15 protein-coding genes are annotated in these 14,919 nt (G+C 63.6%); 5 read left to right on the plus strand and 10 right to left on the minus strand.

Translation table 11 applies throughout. The annotated features are described in order from the left end of the window. Window positions 1–46: 46 nt before the first annotated feature. The 3 genes from DFR51_RS09980 to DFR51_RS09990 are packed head-to-tail and all read right to left on the minus strand — an operon-like array spanning window position 47 to window position 5,161. Entirely contained in the window at window positions 47–2,413 is a 2,367-nt protein-coding gene (locus tag DFR51_RS09980) for a TonB-dependent receptor (protein ID WP_121051531.1), read from the minus strand. Window positions 2,414–2,459: 46 nt separating this feature from the next. After that, window positions 2,460–3,755 (minus strand): phenylacetate--CoA ligase PaaK, encoded by a 1,296-nt coding sequence (gene paaK / locus DFR51_RS09985; RefSeq protein ID WP_121050553.1) that lies wholly within the window; start codon window positions 3,753–3,755, stop codon window positions 2,460–2,462. Then, window positions 3,752–5,161 carry an aldehyde dehydrogenase family protein gene (locus DFR51_RS09990; protein WP_121050557.1) on the minus strand — a complete coding sequence of 470 codons (1,410 nt, stop codon included), beginning with the start codon at window positions 5,159–5,161 and terminating at the stop codon, window positions 3,752–3,754. The genes paaK and DFR51_RS09990 overlap by 4 nt, the downstream gene beginning before the upstream one ends. A 300-nt stretch (window positions 5,162–5,461) precedes the next feature. Between DFR51_RS09990 and DFR51_RS09995 the strand changes: the two genes are divergently transcribed. Then, window positions 5,462–6,130: a TetR/AcrR family transcriptional regulator gene (locus tag DFR51_RS09995; protein WP_243446561.1), complete on the plus strand. Its 669-nt coding sequence runs from the start codon at window positions 5,462–5,464 to the stop codon at window positions 6,128–6,130. Here the strand turns inward: DFR51_RS09995 and DFR51_RS10000 are convergent. Then, complete coding sequence (locus tag DFR51_RS10000) at window positions 6,127–6,597, minus strand: Lrp/AsnC family transcriptional regulator (RefSeq protein ID WP_121050560.1); 471 nt, start codon at window positions 6,595–6,597, stop codon at window positions 6,127–6,129. The two genes, DFR51_RS09995 and DFR51_RS10000, sit on opposite strands and share 4 nt — an antisense overlap. Before the next feature lie 194 nt (window positions 6,598–6,791). On the opposite strand from DFR51_RS10000, the gene DFR51_RS10005 reads away from it, so the two are divergent. The 3 genes from DFR51_RS10005 (at window position 6,792) to DFR51_RS10015 (ending at window position 10,105) form a co-directional block, all read left to right on the plus strand. Beyond that, entirely contained in the window at window positions 6,792–7,400 is a 609-nt protein-coding gene (locus DFR51_RS10005; RefSeq protein ID WP_121050563.1) for an RBBP9/YdeN family alpha/beta hydrolase, read from the plus strand. A 22-nt stretch (window positions 7,401–7,422) separates the two neighbouring features. Then, entirely contained in the window at window positions 7,423–7,581 is a 159-nt protein-coding gene (locus DFR51_RS10010) for a YezD family protein (protein WP_121050566.1), read from the plus strand. A 73-nt stretch (window positions 7,582–7,654) separates the two neighbouring features. Next, window positions 7,655–10,105, plus strand: a complete 2,451-nt coding sequence (locus DFR51_RS10015) for a TonB-dependent receptor (protein WP_121050569.1) — start codon at window positions 7,655–7,657, stop codon at window positions 10,103–10,105. 56 nt (window positions 10,106–10,161) lie between these two features. Here DFR51_RS10015 and DFR51_RS10020 read toward each other — a convergent pair whose 3' ends face one another. Both DFR51_RS10020 and DFR51_RS10025 read right to left on the minus strand, forming a co-directional pair. Beyond that, window positions 10,162–10,719 carry a tetratricopeptide repeat protein gene (locus DFR51_RS10020; protein WP_121050573.1) on the minus strand — a complete coding sequence of 186 codons (558 nt, stop codon included), beginning with the start codon at window positions 10,717–10,719 and terminating at the stop codon, window positions 10,162–10,164. A 61-nt stretch (window positions 10,720–10,780) separates the two neighbouring features. Then, a complete protein-coding gene (locus tag DFR51_RS10025; RefSeq protein ID WP_121050577.1) occupies window positions 10,781–10,978 on the minus strand; it encodes a YdcH family protein in 198 nt (65 codons plus the stop codon). A gap of 245 nt (window positions 10,979–11,223) precedes the next feature. Here DFR51_RS10025 and DFR51_RS10030 point away from each other — a divergent pair, with 245 nt between their 5' ends. Then, window positions 11,224–11,382 carry a YdcH family protein gene (locus DFR51_RS10030; protein ID WP_121050580.1) on the plus strand — a complete coding sequence of 53 codons (159 nt, stop codon included), beginning with the start codon at window positions 11,224–11,226 and terminating at the stop codon, window positions 11,380–11,382. A gap of 6 nt (window positions 11,383–11,388) precedes the next feature. Here the strand turns inward: DFR51_RS10030 and DFR51_RS10035 are convergent, their stop codons facing one another. Genes DFR51_RS10035 through DFR51_RS10050 form a run of 4 tightly spaced genes read right to left on the minus strand, consistent with a single transcriptional unit; the run spans window position 11,389 to window position 14,853 of the window. Then, complete coding sequence (locus DFR51_RS10035) at window positions 11,389–12,060, minus strand: tetratricopeptide repeat protein (protein ID WP_121050583.1); 672 nt, start codon at window positions 12,058–12,060, stop codon at window positions 11,389–11,391. After that, entirely contained in the window at window positions 12,057–12,428 is a 372-nt protein-coding gene (locus DFR51_RS10040; RefSeq protein WP_121050586.1) for a cytochrome c-type biogenesis protein, read from the minus strand. Before DFR51_RS10040 ends, DFR51_RS10035 begins: the two co-directional genes overlap by 4 nt. After that, window positions 12,425–12,964, minus strand: coding sequence for a DsbE family thiol:disulfide interchange protein (locus DFR51_RS10045; RefSeq protein WP_121050589.1), 540 nt, complete (start codon window positions 12,962–12,964; stop codon window positions 12,425–12,427). The genes DFR51_RS10040 and DFR51_RS10045 overlap by 4 nt, the downstream gene beginning before the upstream one ends. Further along, on the minus strand, window positions 12,961–14,853 hold the full coding sequence (locus DFR51_RS10050; RefSeq protein ID WP_121050592.1) for a heme lyase CcmF/NrfE family subunit: 1,893 nt from the start codon (window positions 14,851–14,853) through the stop codon (window positions 12,961–12,963). Before DFR51_RS10050 ends, DFR51_RS10045 begins: the two co-directional genes overlap by 4 nt. Between the last annotated feature and the right edge of the window lie 66 nt (window positions 14,854–14,919).

Here is a 14,919-nt window from a genome sequence, read left to right on the forward strand (position 1 = left end):
AGGATGGAGGCCGCAGCTGCACCTGCAACTGCGGCCCTTCGCTTCCCTAGAACCGATACGCGGCGGTCACGCCGAACGTACGCGGCCGCACGATGTTCGAACGATAGACCGTCGCGTTGTTGTTGTCGCGCGCCCGGCGGCTGGACCACACGGCCTGATCGAGCACGTTGTTCGCGAACATCGAAAGGTCGATGCCGTTCAGGCGGTAGCCTGCGCGCAGCGACAGCGCCCGGATCGCCGGAGCGTTGCTGAGCGTCGGATCGACACCGCCGTTGCGCGGATCGAGGCCCGGGGTCAGGCTCGACTGGTGCGCGCGATAGTCGAAGTCTGCGCGCAGATATGCATCGTCTTCCTCACGCAGCGAGAACTCGTGCTGCGCATGCACCGAAACCGTCCATGGCGGCGTGGTGACATGGTTGCCTTCCGTTACCAGCGGCACCGTGGCGAGCGGACCGCCGAAGAACGTGTCCAGGAACTTGGCGTTTGTGTAGCCGACTTCCGCCTGCAGCGTGAAATCGTCGGTCACACGGTAATCGAGCTGCATGTCGAAACCGCGGCTTCGCGCCGAACCGAGGTTCGCCGTGAACTGGAAGCCGCAACCGCCGAGACCGACGACCTGCTGGATGTTCTTCCAGTCGATCTGGTAGACGCTGCCCTGCACGCTGAGACGCCCGCCGAGCGTGCGGCTCTTCACGCCCGCCTCGTAGCTCCACACGGAGTCCGACTTGTACGTCTCGGGGCGTCCGTCCGGATAGCCGAGCGGATCGAGATCGCTCGCCTGGCACGGCACGCCGACCTGCGGATTGTAACCGCCGGGGCGGAAACCCTTTGATGCAGAGGCGTAGATCATGTTGGCGGGATCGATCTGGAATTCGACACCGAATTTCGGCGTGAACGGCTTCTCCTTCTGCGTACCGATGTCGGTCACCGGCGGCCCCACAACAGGCCCCTGCGCGAACGAATTGATGTTGAACTTGGTCTGGCCGTAGCGCAGGCCCACAGTCAGCGTCAGTTGATCCATCGGCTTGAAGTTCACCTGACCGAACGCCGCGATCTGCGTGTCCTTCGAAGTCGTAGACTGATCGTAGATGAGACGACCGTCGACGAGCGGCGGGAAGAACGGAATCAGGAACGGCGCGTATTCGAACAGGAAGCGATCTTCCACCTGCTGGATCGATAGCTGCTTTGCTTTCTGGTAGAAGCCGCCGATCACCCAGGTAAGCGCCGAATCCGTGTTCGCGGACTGCAGGCGAACTTCGCCCGTGGTGATCTTCTGCGTGTTCACGAAATCGCTGAAGCCCTCCTGATCCGGGAAGATCGGCAGAGTGATGCCCGTGAACAGGCTCTGGTCGAACAACGTGTAATCCGAACGGAACGTCTGCTTGCGATCGAAATACGATCCGATCGCGGTGAGATCGACAGCGCCGAATGAGTACTGCACGTTCAGCGTCGGCAGATAGAAGCGGTCGCGGCCCGATTCCTGCACGCGGTTGCCGTTCAGGAACACGCCGTTGTCATAGTCGGAAAACTGCGCGTCCGGCACGGTGAAATCGGCGCGGACATTGTCCCACGACTCCGGGCTGTCGTTGGTATAGATCTTCTGATACGTGATCGACGGCGTGATGCGGAGTTCCGGTACCGGAGACCAAGTGAAGGCGACGCGGCCGACATAGGAATTCTGGTAGTTCGCGTCGTCGTCGACCACGCCCTTATCTTCGAAGCGGACACGGTCGATGAAGCCGCCGTCGCGGCGGTAATAGCCGCTCACGCGCATCCCGAGCTTGTCTTCCACAAGCGGCACGCCGTAGGCGACGCCGACCTCATAGCTGGGCGCTCCGTTTTCCGTGAGCGCGGCTTCCGCGCGCACATATCCGGATGCGCGCGTCAGGCTCGGCTGCGGCGAGATGAAGCGGATCGTGCCGCCTTGCGAACCCGCGCCGAACAGCGTTCCCTGCGGACCGCGCAGCACCTCGACACGTTCCAGATCGAAGATCACTGGGTAGGCGTTGCCGCCGCTGTACCCGAGCGAGCGGATCTGGATGGGCGTGTCATCGATATAGACGCCCGTCGTCGCTGCACCTGCGGTCGAATTGATGCCGCGGATCGAGATATTCGTCGTCGTGTTCGTCGCTTCGAAAACGACACCCGGCGTCTGCCGGATCACGTCCGCGAATTCGCGCACGCCGCGGCTATCGAGCGTTTCCTGAGAAAAGGCGCTGACGCTGAGCGGCACCTTGCTGATCGCCTGCGACTGGCGCGTCGCGGTGACGACGATGTCTTCAAAACCGCCGACGACTTCGGTGTTATCGGTTGCGGCCTGTTCACCGGTCTGCGCGAATGCAGCGGCGGGCAGAATCAATGCCGCGATTGCGACAGATGATTTCGCCAGAGTGCGGATCGTTTCTCGTTTCATCATTACCCCCTTCTGTCTGTTTTGCTGGATGACGAATTGCGCTTGCTCAGGAACTTAATGTTCTCTTGTCGATGACTCTGCTTGCCTTGCCCTGGGATCTTGGGAGTGATCCTGCGGGTTGGATGTCGATCTTCACGCTGATGCCGACCATGGTCTTGATGCGGTGGGCGAGCGTGTAGGCGTGCTCGGTGTGGCTGGAGGCGTCGGTGTCCTCACGGGCCTCGACCGAGAGGCGCACCATGTCCATCCGGTCCGGGCGGGTCAGCTCGATCATGAAGTGCGGCGCGAGCGCGGGGACCGACAGGATGTGCTCCTCGATCTGGCTCGGGAACACGTTCACGCCCCGGATGATCATCATGTCGTCCGACCGGCCCGTGATCTTCGCCATGCGCCGCATGGCGCGCGCCGTGCCCGGCAGCAGCCGCGTCAGGTCGCGCGTGCGGTAGCGCACGATCGGCATCGCCTCCTTGGTGAGCGAGGTGAACACGAGCTCGCCCTCTTCGCCGTCGGGAAGCACGTCGCCCGTCTCCGGGTCGATCACCTCGGGGTAGAAATGATCCTCCCAGATGGTGAGGCCGTCCTTGGTCTCCACGCACTCCTGCGCCACGCCCGGCCCCATCACCTCGGAAAGGCCGTAGATATCCACCGCATCGATCGCGAAGGCGCTCTCGATCTCGCTGCGCATCGCTTCGGTCCACGGCTCGGCGCCGAAGATGCCCGTCTTCAGCGAGCTCGTCGCCGGGTCGAGGCCCTGCCGCCGGAACTCGTCGAGGATCGCCAGCATGTAGCTCGGCGTCACCATGATGATCTCAGGCGCAAAGTCCGTGATCAGCTGCACCTGCTTCTCGGTCTGCCCGCCCGACATCGGGATCACCGTGCAGCCCAGCGCCTCCGCCCCGTAGTGCGCGCCAAGCCCGCCGGTGAAGAGCCCGTAGCCATAGGCAACGTGCACCTTCATTCCCGGGCGTCCACCGGCAGCGTAAATCGAGCGCGCGACGAGGCCGGACCATGTCGCGATGTCCGCCTTGGTGTAGCCCACGACCGTCGCCTTCCCCGTCGTTCCCGACGAGGCGTGGATACGCGCCAGTTTCTCCTGCGGCACCGCGAAGAAGCCGAACGGGTACGCATCGCGCAAATCCGCCTTCGTCGTGAACGGGAACTTCGCAAGGTCGCCGAGCGACGTCAGATCATCCGGGTGCACACCCGCCGCATCGAACTTCGCCCGGTACGCAGGGTTCCCCGCATACGCATGGGCAAGGCTCGCGCACAGGCGCTCCAGCTGCAACGCCGATATCTCGTCACGGCTCGCCGTCTCAATCGGATTAAGGCCGATTCCACTCACTGATGGATAACCTGCACAGTCGTGAACTCGGCAAGGCCGAGCGCACCGAATTCGACGCCGATGCCCGATTGCTTCACCCCGCCGAAGGGCGCGTCCGGACGGACCATGCTGTGGCTGTTGATCCAGGCGCTGCCGCATTCGAGCCGGCTCGCGAGCGCCGCTGCCGTCTCCATGTCGCCCGACCACACCGAACCGCCAAGACCGCTCGGGTTGTCGTTCGCACGCACCAATGCATCCTCGACATCGCTGTAGCGGATCACCGGTAGCGCCGGGCCGAACTGTTCCTCGTCGACGATGGCCATGCCGTCCTTCGCCTCGGCCAGGATCGTCACGGGATAGAACAGGCCCTCGCCTTCCATCGGTGCGCCGCCGCACAGCGCCTGCGCGCCGTCCGCAACCGCCGCATCGACGAGCATCCGCACACGGTCGAACTGCATCCGGTTCTGCACCGTGCCAAGCACGCTGTCCGCATTGCGCCCGTCGCCGACCTTCACGTTCGCCGCATAAGCGACGAGCCGCTTGCACACCTCGTCATAGATCGAATCGTGCACGTACAGCCGCTTGATCGCCGCGCAGGTCTGGCCGTTGTTGATGAACGCACCCCAGAACAGTTTCTCGGTCGCTGCATCAAGATCGGTGTCCGGCAGCACGATGGCCGCGTCGTTACCGCCAAGCTCCAGTGTCAGGCGTTTCAGCGTATCCGCCGCGCTCGCCATCACGCGCTTGCCCGTGCGCGTCGATCCGGTGAACACGATCTTGTCGATCCCGGAGTGCACGGACATCGCCTGCCCGATCTCATCTTCGCCCGCGACCGCGTTCAGCACGCCGGGCGGCAGCGCCGCCTGCAATAGCTCGGCGAGCCGCAGCGTTGCGATCGGCGTATAGGGTGAAGGCTTCAGCACCACGGTATTGCCCGCGCGGATCGCCGGCATGATGTGCCAGATCGCGATCATCACCGGGAAGTTCCACGGCGTGATCGACCCGACGACGCCGATCGGCTTGCGGTGCAGCGTCACCTTGCCGGCACTGTCGTCCTGAATCGTCTCCACGGGAAGGTCGAGGCTCGCGGTGTAGCGCGTCCATGCCGCCGCGCCGCCAACTTCCCACTGCGAGCCCATGCCGCCGAGCGGCTTGCCCTGCTCCAGCGTGACAAGCTCGGCAAGCTCCGCCGCGTTCGCTTCGATAATGTCCGCCATCGCGTTCACCGCGGCCTTGCGCTCCGCGTCCGGTGTCGCCGCCCATGCCGGAAACGCGCGCCGCGCGGCGGCGACGGCCGCATCCAGATCGCCTGTGGTCGCGGCGGGGCACCGCGCAAACGCCGTCCCGTCCGCCGGGTTGATCACATCAAAATGGCGACCAGCCTCAACCGAGCGACCATCAATCACGAAATTATAGTTTTGAGGCATTTTAGATGTTCCCGGACACTTGGATACGGGATGCGCGCGTCCACGATCGGCGCCGTGCAATGGGCCGGTTCACGAACTCGAACATTAACCCGTATATCTTCGAGTTAATTTTTCATTTGTCTCATACGCCGCAGACGGAAACTGCTTCTCTCTGCTTGCGCGCTGCTCAATTAATCAGGAAAAATACGATGTTACGCGCGCCCTGCCCGCTGTGCACCCATCCCCGTCTCTCGTTTGCACTTAAATCGAATTTCTTCGACTATTGATGAAAACAGGGGGGTTGTCAACAGCCCGAAAACGATGGAAACGGGGCAGATGATCACCAATGTGAAAAGCAGGCCGACGGCGCGAAAGGCGACACAGGCGCGCGGCCGGGCCCGGCGCGCCGAGCTTCTCGAAGCCGCACGCGTCATGCTCGATACGCAGAACATTGATCAGATCGGCATGATCGCGGTTGCCGAGGTTGCGGGCATACCCGCCTCATCGGCCTATCATTTCTTTCCCGAGATCGGCGATCTCTGGAAAGAACTCGTACGCACGCTTGCCATAGTGCAGGCAGCGGAAGACCTGATGCTTCCCGAGGTCGATGAGTGGGAAACGCTCATCGAACTTTCGCTCGTGCATCACCAGAAAGCCTTCAACAGTAACCGCGCTGCGCGCCAGCTGATGCTCGGGCCTCACACCCCGCCGGAAATCAAGAATGCCGGCTGCAAGGAGGATTTTCGGTTCGGCACCGCGCTCTGGACGGCGGTGCGCCGGCAGTTTGTCCTCCCCGGCCTCGCCGATTCACGCGAGCTGTTCTTCAAGGCGCTGCTGATTTCCGACGTGTTCTTCTCGCTCTCGGTCGCCGATCGCGATTACGTCACCGACGAAGCGGTTGCCGAGGCGAAGCTCGCGATGACCTCGTACCTGCGCTCTTACCTGCCGACCCGGCTCGCACGCGCCGGGGAAACCGACGCGGCGACCTAAACAGGTACTGCGCTCACCGGAACGGGCGTCGACTTCATCTGCTCCATCGAGAAGGTGGAGCTGACGTCCGACAGCCCCGGCACCTCGCTGATCAGCCGCTGATAGACGCCGTCGTAGTGCTGGATGTCGCGCACCAGCATCTTGAGCAGATAATCGACATCGCCGCTCATCCGGTGGCATTCCACGATCTCGGGAATCGCGCGGATCGCCGCGCCAAACCGTTCGAGCCACGCCTTGTCGTGTGCGGAGATACGGATCGACACGAACACCGTCATCGAAAGGCCGAGCGCGGGCGCGTTCACCACGGCGACGCGGCGCTCGATGATCCCGGCCTCTTCCATCTGCCGGATCCGGCGCCAGCACGGGTTCGCCGACAGCGCGACCCGGTCTCCGATCTCCTGGATCGAGAGGGAAGCGTCCCGTTGCAGGATTTCAAGGATCGTCCGGTCTTTGGAATCGAGTTTCACGCTTTAAGGCTATCCACGATTTTCATTCCAAACCTCTTACTCTGCGCAGCGTTCAACGCAAGCCCGCCGCTTTCAGGAACGCACCGGAGAGGCAGACGCTGAGCCGTTTTCTATGCGTGCCGAAATGTTTTCTTTTTTGAATTGTCTACTCATTAGATTGTATATATTCTCTACTTATTAAGTGGAGATATACGATGAGCCACATTGCGACGCCCCGCGTGCTGATCGTGCCGGGCTATGGCAATTCAGGCGCCCGGCACTGGCAAACGCTCTGGGAGCAGGCACGCCCCGATGCCGTCCGTGTCGAGCTCGGTAACTGGGACCGGCCGAGACGCGCCGGATGGGTCGTTCGCCTCGACGCGGCCATCAGCGCATCTCCCGTCCCCGTCATCCTCGTCGCCCACAGCCTCGGCTGCATTGCGGCTGCATGGTGGGTTGCAGAACATGGCCAGGATTACGGCTGGCCCATCGCGGGCGCGCTCCTCGTCGCGCCACCCGATTGCGAGCGCGAGGAAGGTGGCAGCTTCGATACCTTCCGCGGCCTGCCGAACGTGTTCCTGCCTTTCCCGTCAATCGTCGTCGCCAGCCGCAACGATCCCTATGCCGAATTCTCGTGGGCAAGTTTCCTCGCCCGCAGTTGGGGAAGCTTTCTCGTCGATGCGGGTGACTGCGGCCACATCAACGCCGATTCCGGCATCGGCGACTGGCCGTTCGGCGCGCGCCTGTTCGATCGCCTCATCTTCGCAGCAAAGGGCCGCGAACGCCCGCATGCCGAGCCGCATCGGCGCTACGCCGCACTCTGATCCATCATCCCGGGGGAACCATATGACTGAAGCCACGCCGCCGCCTGTCACATCGACGGAGGCCTTGCAAACCATCCGCGAAGCGCTCGGACGCCTTCGCTACGGCACGATCACGCTTACCGTTCACGATGCGCGGATCGTCCAGCTCGATATCACCGAGAAGCGCCGCTTCCCGGCCTGAATCTTTTTCAAAACCATAGGCCCGACCGGACCACCGGAGGCGCCGCGATCCATCACACAGGGAGTTCGTTTAAATGATCGCGCGTCTTCTATTCACTGCTGCGGCGGTTACGCCATGGCTCATCCATTCCGCACCCGCCTTTGCCGAAGAGGCCGCCGATGCCTACGAGGCAGCCGATCCCGGCGACGCCATCGTCGTCACGGCGCGCCGCCGCGCGGAAAACCTGCAGGACATTCCAGTCGCGGTCGCCGTCGTCGGCGGCGAAGCGCTCGATGCGCAGGGTACGTACAACATCAGCAAGCTGACACAGCTTCAGCCGACGCTGCAATTCTTCTCCACCAATCCGCGCAACACCTTCATCAACATCCGCGGCATCGGCGCGCCGTTCGGCCTCACCAACGACGGCTTCGAACAGGGCGTCGGCGTCTACATCGATCAGGTCTATTACAACCGTATCGCCTCGGCGACGCTGGACTTTGTCGACGTGGAGCAGATCGAAGTGCTGCGCGGACCGCAGGGCACGCTCTACGGCAAGAACACCACAGCCGGTGCGATCAACATCACTACGCGCGCGCCCAGCTTCGAATTCGAAGGCAAGGCGGAAGTCTCGCTCGGCAATTACAATTTCAAGCAGGCCAAGGCATCAATCTCCGGACCGCTCACCGAAAATCTCGCCGCGCGTCTCAGCCTGTCGAGTACGGATCGCCGCGGCACAATCTACAATGTCGCCACCGACACGTGGATCAACGCACAGGACAATATCGGCATCCGCGGCGCGCTGCTTTGGGAACCGAGCGACGATCTCAGCATCACCTTCGCCGGTGATTTCAATCTCCAGAATCCGATCTGCTGCGGCCAGCCCTACGCACGTGTCGGCACCACGCAGCGCGCGCTCAATCGCCAGTATGCGGCGCTTACCGCGCTGTTCCCCGGTTATCAGGTGCCAAGCACGAATCCCTTTGACCGACTGACCGATCTCGATGCCGATCTCGCTGCCCGCAACGAACTGGGCGGACTGTCGCTGCGTGCCGAGTGGGATCTCGGGGCGGGGACGCTCACCTCGGTCACTGCCTGGCGCTACTGGCACTGGGGACCGAAGAACGATCGCGATTTTACGGGTCTGCCCGTCTACACGAAGGTGAACAACCCGACGGTGCAGAACCAGTATACGCAGGAGTTGCGCTACGCCCATGAGGCGGAAAAACTGGATTTCGTCCTGGGCGCCTTCGCCTTCTATCAGGAGATCCGCACCAGCGGAATTCAGGAGACGGGTCCAGCGGCGAGCGCCTGGCTGCTCAATCCCACAAATGCATTGTCGCGCAATCCGGCGGTGCTGAATGGCATCGTCGCGGAAAACGACATTCGCCTCGATAATCTCAGCCTCGCCGCGTTCGGCAAGGTGAATTGGCATGTCACAGACGCGCTCACGATCTCGCCGGGCATCCGCATCAACTACGACAAGAAGGAAGGCCTTTATAATTCCGTCGTGATCGGCACAGCGTCAGACGACACGCGACAACTCATCACCAACGATCCAGCACATCCCTACTACACCGATCCATGGACGGCGGCGCAGCGCGGCACGCAGGCATCACAGTTCTTCGAGCCGAACTTCAGCGACTGGAATCGCTCCTACGATCTCAACATCGCCTACAAGGTCACGGACGACATCCTCGCTTACGCCACCTATGCGCGCTCGTTCAAAACCGGCGGCATCAACCTGAACGGTGTTCCCAACCGGCCCGACGGCACACCGGCTCTCGAGGTCGCACAGATCAAGCCTGAAACGGTCGATCATTTCGAAATCGGGCTGAAAACGCAGTTCTGGGACCGCGCAGCGACGCTGAACGTCACCGGCTTCTGGACAGAGATCAAGGACTTCCAGGCCAGCGTCATCAGCAACGTCAGCGGCAGCAACGTTCTGCGCGGCTACCTTGCAAATGCAGACCAGGTGCGCGTGCGCGGCATCGAGGCGGATTTCTCGGTCCGGCCGTCGGAACGCCTCAACGCTTACATTAGCGGCGCCTTCACCGACCACGAATTCAGGAAGTTCGTCGATGCACCCTGCCCGCCCGAGTTGGCCGGCGGCACCACCGCCGCGCCTGGTCAGACACCGAGCGCGTCCGGCACACCGGGCGGCATCAGCCCCGCGAATTGCGACGTCTCCGGCCAATGGCTGCCCGGGGTATCGAAATGGGCGTTCTCGTGGGGGGCGGAATATAATGTTCCGGCGACCATCCTCGGGCGAGAGGGAGAAGCCTACCTCGGATACGATGCCAGCTACCGCTCCAAGTTTTCGTCGAACGCCTCGCGGTCGATCTACACGGATATCAGCGGCTACTCGCTCCACAATTTCCGTGCCGGTTTCCGCACCGAGCGCTTCGATATCTTCGGCTGGGTGCGCAACGCCTTCGATCAGAATTATTTTGAATCGCTGGCAGTCACGCCCGGCAACACGGGCCTGATCTCCGCGCAACTCGGCGACCCGAAAACCTGGGGCGGCACGATCAAGTTCACGTTCTAAACGGGTTTGACCCTGCGGGCGGCCCATCCGGATTCATGCCGGGCGGGCCGCTTGCGTTATTGCTCGATCACCTTGAACCGGGTCAGTTCATGCGCCGGCTGCGCCCAATCGGGTTTCAATGCCGCCGCCTGCCGATAATCATCGTAGGCTTCGCGTACCCGGCCAAGCTTTTCATGTGCGACACCGCGCGCATACAGTGCGATCTCGGGCCGGCTGGGCGTCAGCGCGATACCCTGCGACAGGAGATCGACCGCAAGCGTCTCGCTGCCGCCACGATGCAGCACCGCGATCCCCTTGTTCACATAGGCTTCGGCCAGATCGTCATCGATGCCGAGCGCCGTGTCGTAGTCAGCAATCGCATTCGCATAGTCGCGGCCCTGCATGAACAGGATACCGCGGTTCACATGCGTCGCTGCCCGCTCGGAACTGGAGAGCTTGTCGAATTTCAGCGCGGAGTCGCAGTCTGCAAACGCCGCGCGTCCGGCCCTGTTGAATTCGGCCGCCTCATAGCATTTGCGGGCATAGCCGTCGCCGAGGATGGTCACAGCCGCATCAGCGGCCCCAGCGGCGGTCAGCACGGTCAGAACGGCCGCGAACCGAAGTCTTTTCATCATGGCACCACCTCCCCGTCAGGGAAACGATGCGGCGCAGTCTACACCCGAAAAGCCTTCGATCCTAGGCGATGATATCCGGCAGCAATTGATCGCGCAGACTCTCGATTTCGTCCTTCAGCCGCAGCTTGCGCTTCTTCATGCGGGCGAGCTGGAGCTGATCGCTGCCCGGCAGGGCGCGGATGGCATCGATGGCAGCATCAAGATCGCGGTGTTCCTCGAGCAGCGACTCGAGGCGGTCCCTCACGTCGCTTTCATCCACGTTGGCTGCACTCCGGTCGCCGGTTCGCGAGTCGTCTGGTCATGCCGCTACCATAAGCGTGCGCGCGGCGGCTGCGAGTCGTTTTGATGTGCGGACGGCATATCGCCCAGATTCTGCATATGGGCCGCCCTCGCTCACCACAGATTGTGGTAAATGTACGCTTCACCGCTTCCCCGCTGACAAGCGCTTCGAAATGTGGTCCACTCACTCATCCTGATGCACTTCAGAGCAGAGGAGAACGGACTATGGTCGACGCACACCTGGCTGCGCTTTCGGAAAAACACGCAAATCTTGAAAGCCAGATTGATCAGGAAGTCCACCGACCGTTGCCCGACGAAACCCTCATCGCACAGTGGAAGAAAGAAAAGCTGAGGCTCAAGGAGGTCATCTCCGGCATCCGCTGACGCGGTTCAACGCTGTTCGAGCGCGGGCGCATTGTCGTCCGCGCCCGGAAAGCGGCCACCGTCGATGCCCGCCGCAATCATGGCGCGCGCGCCGCGCATGAGCCGCTCAAGTTCGGGCCGATAAGGCGCATCCTTCGGGCTGCGCGCATACAGGTCTTGCCATACCTTGAGCGCCTCGTCCGGCTCGCCGGCCTGCAGCCATGCAAGGCCGAGGAAGTAGGGCGGGCCCGGATGATCGGGAGCGATCGCGGATGCTCGTCCGAATGCAAGCCGCGCTGCCGGCGTGATGAAACCGTCGGCATGGCGTGTCAGCGCGTTGCCGAGCCCCACCCACAGGTCCGGCACATCGGGCATCGCCTTCGCCGCAAGGCTAAGGCCCTCGATGGCTTGCTCGGTCTTGCCTTGGTGGCTGAGGATATCAGCGAACAGCAGCCACGCGCCGACATCGCCCGTGTTCTGCAACAGCCGCTTGTGCGCGGCTTCGAGTTGCGGTGCGGCATTCGCATCGATCGCACGCGGCGGCGCTGGCTTGCTCGGCAGCGCCGGGTTGCTCGTCAGCAGGTAGCCCACCAAGCCCACGGCAAGTGCGAAGCCCACCGGCAGCAGCGGCATTTTCATGCGCCAGAGCACCACGCCGGTCAGCAGCGTCAGCACCGCGATGGCGATCCAGCCGCTCATGCGCCCTTCCTCCGGTAGAGCCGCCAGACGGCGACGCCGCCGATCGCAAGGAACAGCAGCGGTGCCGCCCACAGCACCAGGTTCGCGCCGGTCTTCGGCGGATCGAACGTCACGTAATCCCCGTAGCGGCTGACAAGGTAGGATTTCACCTGCTCGGGCTTCTCGCCCGCCGCGATGCGTTCGCGGACGACCGCGCGCATGTCCGCCGCCATGTCGGCATCGCTGTCGGCGATCGACTGGTGCTGGCAGACGAGACAGCGCAGTTCGTGCATCAGCGCGCGCGCCGCCTCTTCCTGCGCGGGCGGCAGCGTCGGCCCTTCGGCAGCAGCTGTAAGCGCCAGAAACGCAAGCGGCAGCAACGCCCTCATGAGCCCTTCGCCTCCTCGATATCCTTCAGGATCTCGGTCACCTGCTCGGGCCGGATCTGGCCGATGTACTGCTTGCGGATGATACCCTTGCCGTCCACCAGGAATGTCTCAGGCAGGCCCGAAGCGCCGAGGTTCAGCACCGCCTTGCTGTTCGGGTCCATGCCGATGCGGCGGAACGGATCGCCGTGGTCCTTCAGGAACGCCGTGATGTTTTCCGGCGTGTCGCGCACTGCGATGCCGTGGATCACCACGCCCTTGTCGGCGAGCGCCTTCAACTGCGGCGCCTCCACACGGCACGGCGCGCACCAGCTCGCGAACAGGTTCACCAGCGTCACCGTCCCTTGCCGAAGGTCACCGTCGTTAAGGCCGGGGTGCAGTTCGTCCATGCCGACGAGGTCCATCGCCGGCACAGCCTTGCCGACCATCTTCGAGACGATCACGCGCTGCTGCGGCGCGCCCATGCGGTAAACGGCAAGCGCGACGAAGCCGAGGAACATGACAAGCGGCACGATCAGCGCAATGCGTCTCGCGGTCATTCCGTGTCCTCCCGCCGCCTGCGGCCCTGCTTCATCGAAATGAGCCCGCCGAACGCGGCCATCATGCCGCCGATCCAGATGAGCGCAATCATCGGCTGCCACACCAGCCGCACCTGCCAGCGTCCGCTGCCGTCACCGGGACCGAGCACGGCATAGAGGTTTCCAGTGAGACGCGGCCAGATATCGGTTTCCGTCGTCTCGTTGCCGGGGTTCACGAACGTGCGCCGTTCCGGCATCAGCACCGTGGTCGCGCCCGGCCCGCTCACGCTGATGACGGCACGGATCGCCGTGTAGTTCGGCCCCGCCGCTGGCGTGATGTCATCCACCTGCGCCGTATACGGCCCGGCGCTCAGCCGCCCGCCCGGCGCGAGGTTCGCCAGCGTCTCGATGGTCCCCGCGCCGCTCACCGCAATGCCGAGCGTCGTGACGGCAATGCCGAGGTGCGCGAGCGCCGTGCCCCAAACGCTCGCCGGAATCCGCCGGATGCGCTTCAGCTTGCGTCCACGGAAGATCATCACGCTCGCCGCCGTGAGCCAGGCCGAAAGCGCGACGCCCGCCAGCGCGAGCGGGCTGCGCATCCCGAGCGCCAGCGCAATCCCGATCGCCGCAACGCCAAGAACCAGCGCGGGCACAAGCCGCCGTCCGAGCCCGGCCCAGTCCATCGCCTGCCAGCGCATCAGCGGACCAGCCGCCATCAACGCGACAAGGGGCAGCAGCAGCGGCAGCAGCGCCGTCTGGAAATAGGGCGGGCCGACCGAAACCTGCTCGCCCGTCGCAGCTTCAAGCAGCAGCGGATAGAGCGTGCCGAGGAACACGACGCCGAGCACTGCCGAGAGGATGAGGTTGTTGACGACGAGACTGCCTTCGCGGCTCACCGGCCGGAACGGCGCACCCGCCGTCACCGTGCCCGCACGCAAGGCATAGAGCGTCAGCGCACCGCCCACGTAGATCGCCAGCAGGATCAGCAGGAACACGCCCCGCTCCGGGTCTACCGCGAAGGCGTGCACCGATGTGAGGAGCCCCGAGCGCACGATGAACGTGCCGACCATGCTGAGCGAGAAGGCGACGACCGCGAGCAGCAGCGTCCAGTTCTTGAGCGCGCCGCGCGCCGCGAGCACGCCCACCGAATGGAACAGCGCCGTCGCCGCGAGCCACGGCATCAGCGAGGCGTTCTCCACCGGGTCCCAGAACCACCAGCCGCCCCAGCCGAGTTCGTAATAGGCCCAGAAGCTGCCGAGCGTGATGCCCGCCGTCAGGAAGCTCCACGCGCCTAGCACCCAGGGCTTCACCGCGCGCGCCCATTCCGGGGTCACCCGGTTCAGCAGCAGCGCGGCCACGGCGAACGAGAAGGTCACCGAAAGCCCGACATAGCCGATGTAAAGCAGCGGTGGGTGGAACGCGAGGCCAGGGTCCTGCAGCAGCGGATTCATACCCGAACCCTCGATCGGCGCGGGCACGATCCGCGCGAACGGGTTCGAGGCGATCAGCAGATAGGCGTAGAAGCCGAGTGCGATGAAGCCTTGTGCGGAGAGCATCACCGTGCGGAAGCGTTCGCCTAGGCCCTTCGCGCGGATCGCGGCAATCGCGCCGAACACGGCGAGGACCGCAACCCACAGCAGCATCGAGCCTTCGTGGTTCGCCCAAACGCCCGTCCACTTGTAAAGCTCGGGCTTCGCGGTGTGGCTGTTGCCGGCGACGAGCGCGACCGAGAAATCGGATTTCACGAACGCCCAGGTCAGCGCCGCGAAAGCGACGGCACAGAGCAAACCCTGCAGCAGTGCGGCGGGTACGGCGATACGCCCGCCATCGGCGCGGAAACCCGCAAGCGCCTGCGCAAGCGCAAGGCCTGCGGCCAGCCACAAGGCTGCATGGCCGATCTCGGGAATCACTGTTGGCGCCACCCCGGAATTTTCATTGTCAGCGCCTTAGCACCGGCGCGCGCGCAATGCAGCCCG

Origin of the sequence: Sphingosinicella microcystinivorans (assembly GCF_003634215.1) — a bacterium.
GTDB lineage: Bacteria > Pseudomonadota > Alphaproteobacteria > Sphingomonadales > Sphingomonadaceae > Sphingosinicella > Sphingosinicella microcystinivorans.

Excerpts from the sequence above, each read along its gene's own strand:
- DFR51_RS10005 (WP_121050563.1), top strand. The coding sequence starts at position 6,792 with ATGAGCCACATTGCGACGCCCCGCGTGCTGATCGTGCCGGGCTATGGC.
- DFR51_RS10010 (WP_121050566.1), top strand. The coding sequence starts at position 7,423 with ATGACTGAAGCCACGCCGCCGCCTGTCACATCGACGGAGGCCTTGCAA.
- DFR51_RS10030 (WP_121050580.1), top strand. The coding sequence starts at position 11,224 with ATGGTCGACGCACACCTGGCTGCGCTTTCGGAAAAACACGCAAATCTT.
- DFR51_RS10015 (WP_121050569.1), top strand. The coding sequence starts at position 7,655 with ATGATCGCGCGTCTTCTATTCACTGCTGCGGCGGTTACGCCATGGCTC.
- DFR51_RS09990 (WP_121050557.1), bottom strand. The coding sequence starts at position 5,161 with ATGCCTCAAAACTATAATTTCGTGATTGATGGTCGCTCGGTTGAGGCT.
- DFR51_RS10045 (WP_121050589.1), bottom strand. The coding sequence starts at position 12,964 with ATGACCGCGAGACGCATTGCGCTGATCGTGCCGCTTGTCATGTTCCTC.
- DFR51_RS09980 (WP_121051531.1), bottom strand. The coding sequence starts at position 2,413 with ATGAAACGAGAAACGATCCGCACTCTGGCGAAATCATCTGTCGCAATC.
- DFR51_RS09995 (WP_243446561.1), top strand. The coding sequence starts at position 5,462 with ATGGAAACGGGGCAGATGATCACCAATGTGAAAAGCAGGCCGACGGCG.
- DFR51_RS10040 (WP_121050586.1), bottom strand. The coding sequence starts at position 12,428 with ATGAGGGCGTTGCTGCCGCTTGCGTTTCTGGCGCTTACAGCTGCTGCC.
- DFR51_RS10035 (WP_121050583.1), bottom strand. The coding sequence starts at position 12,060 with ATGAGCGGCTGGATCGCCATCGCGGTGCTGACGCTGCTGACCGGCGTG.
- DFR51_RS10020 (WP_121050573.1), bottom strand. The coding sequence starts at position 10,719 with ATGATGAAAAGACTTCGGTTCGCGGCCGTTCTGACCGTGCTGACCGCC.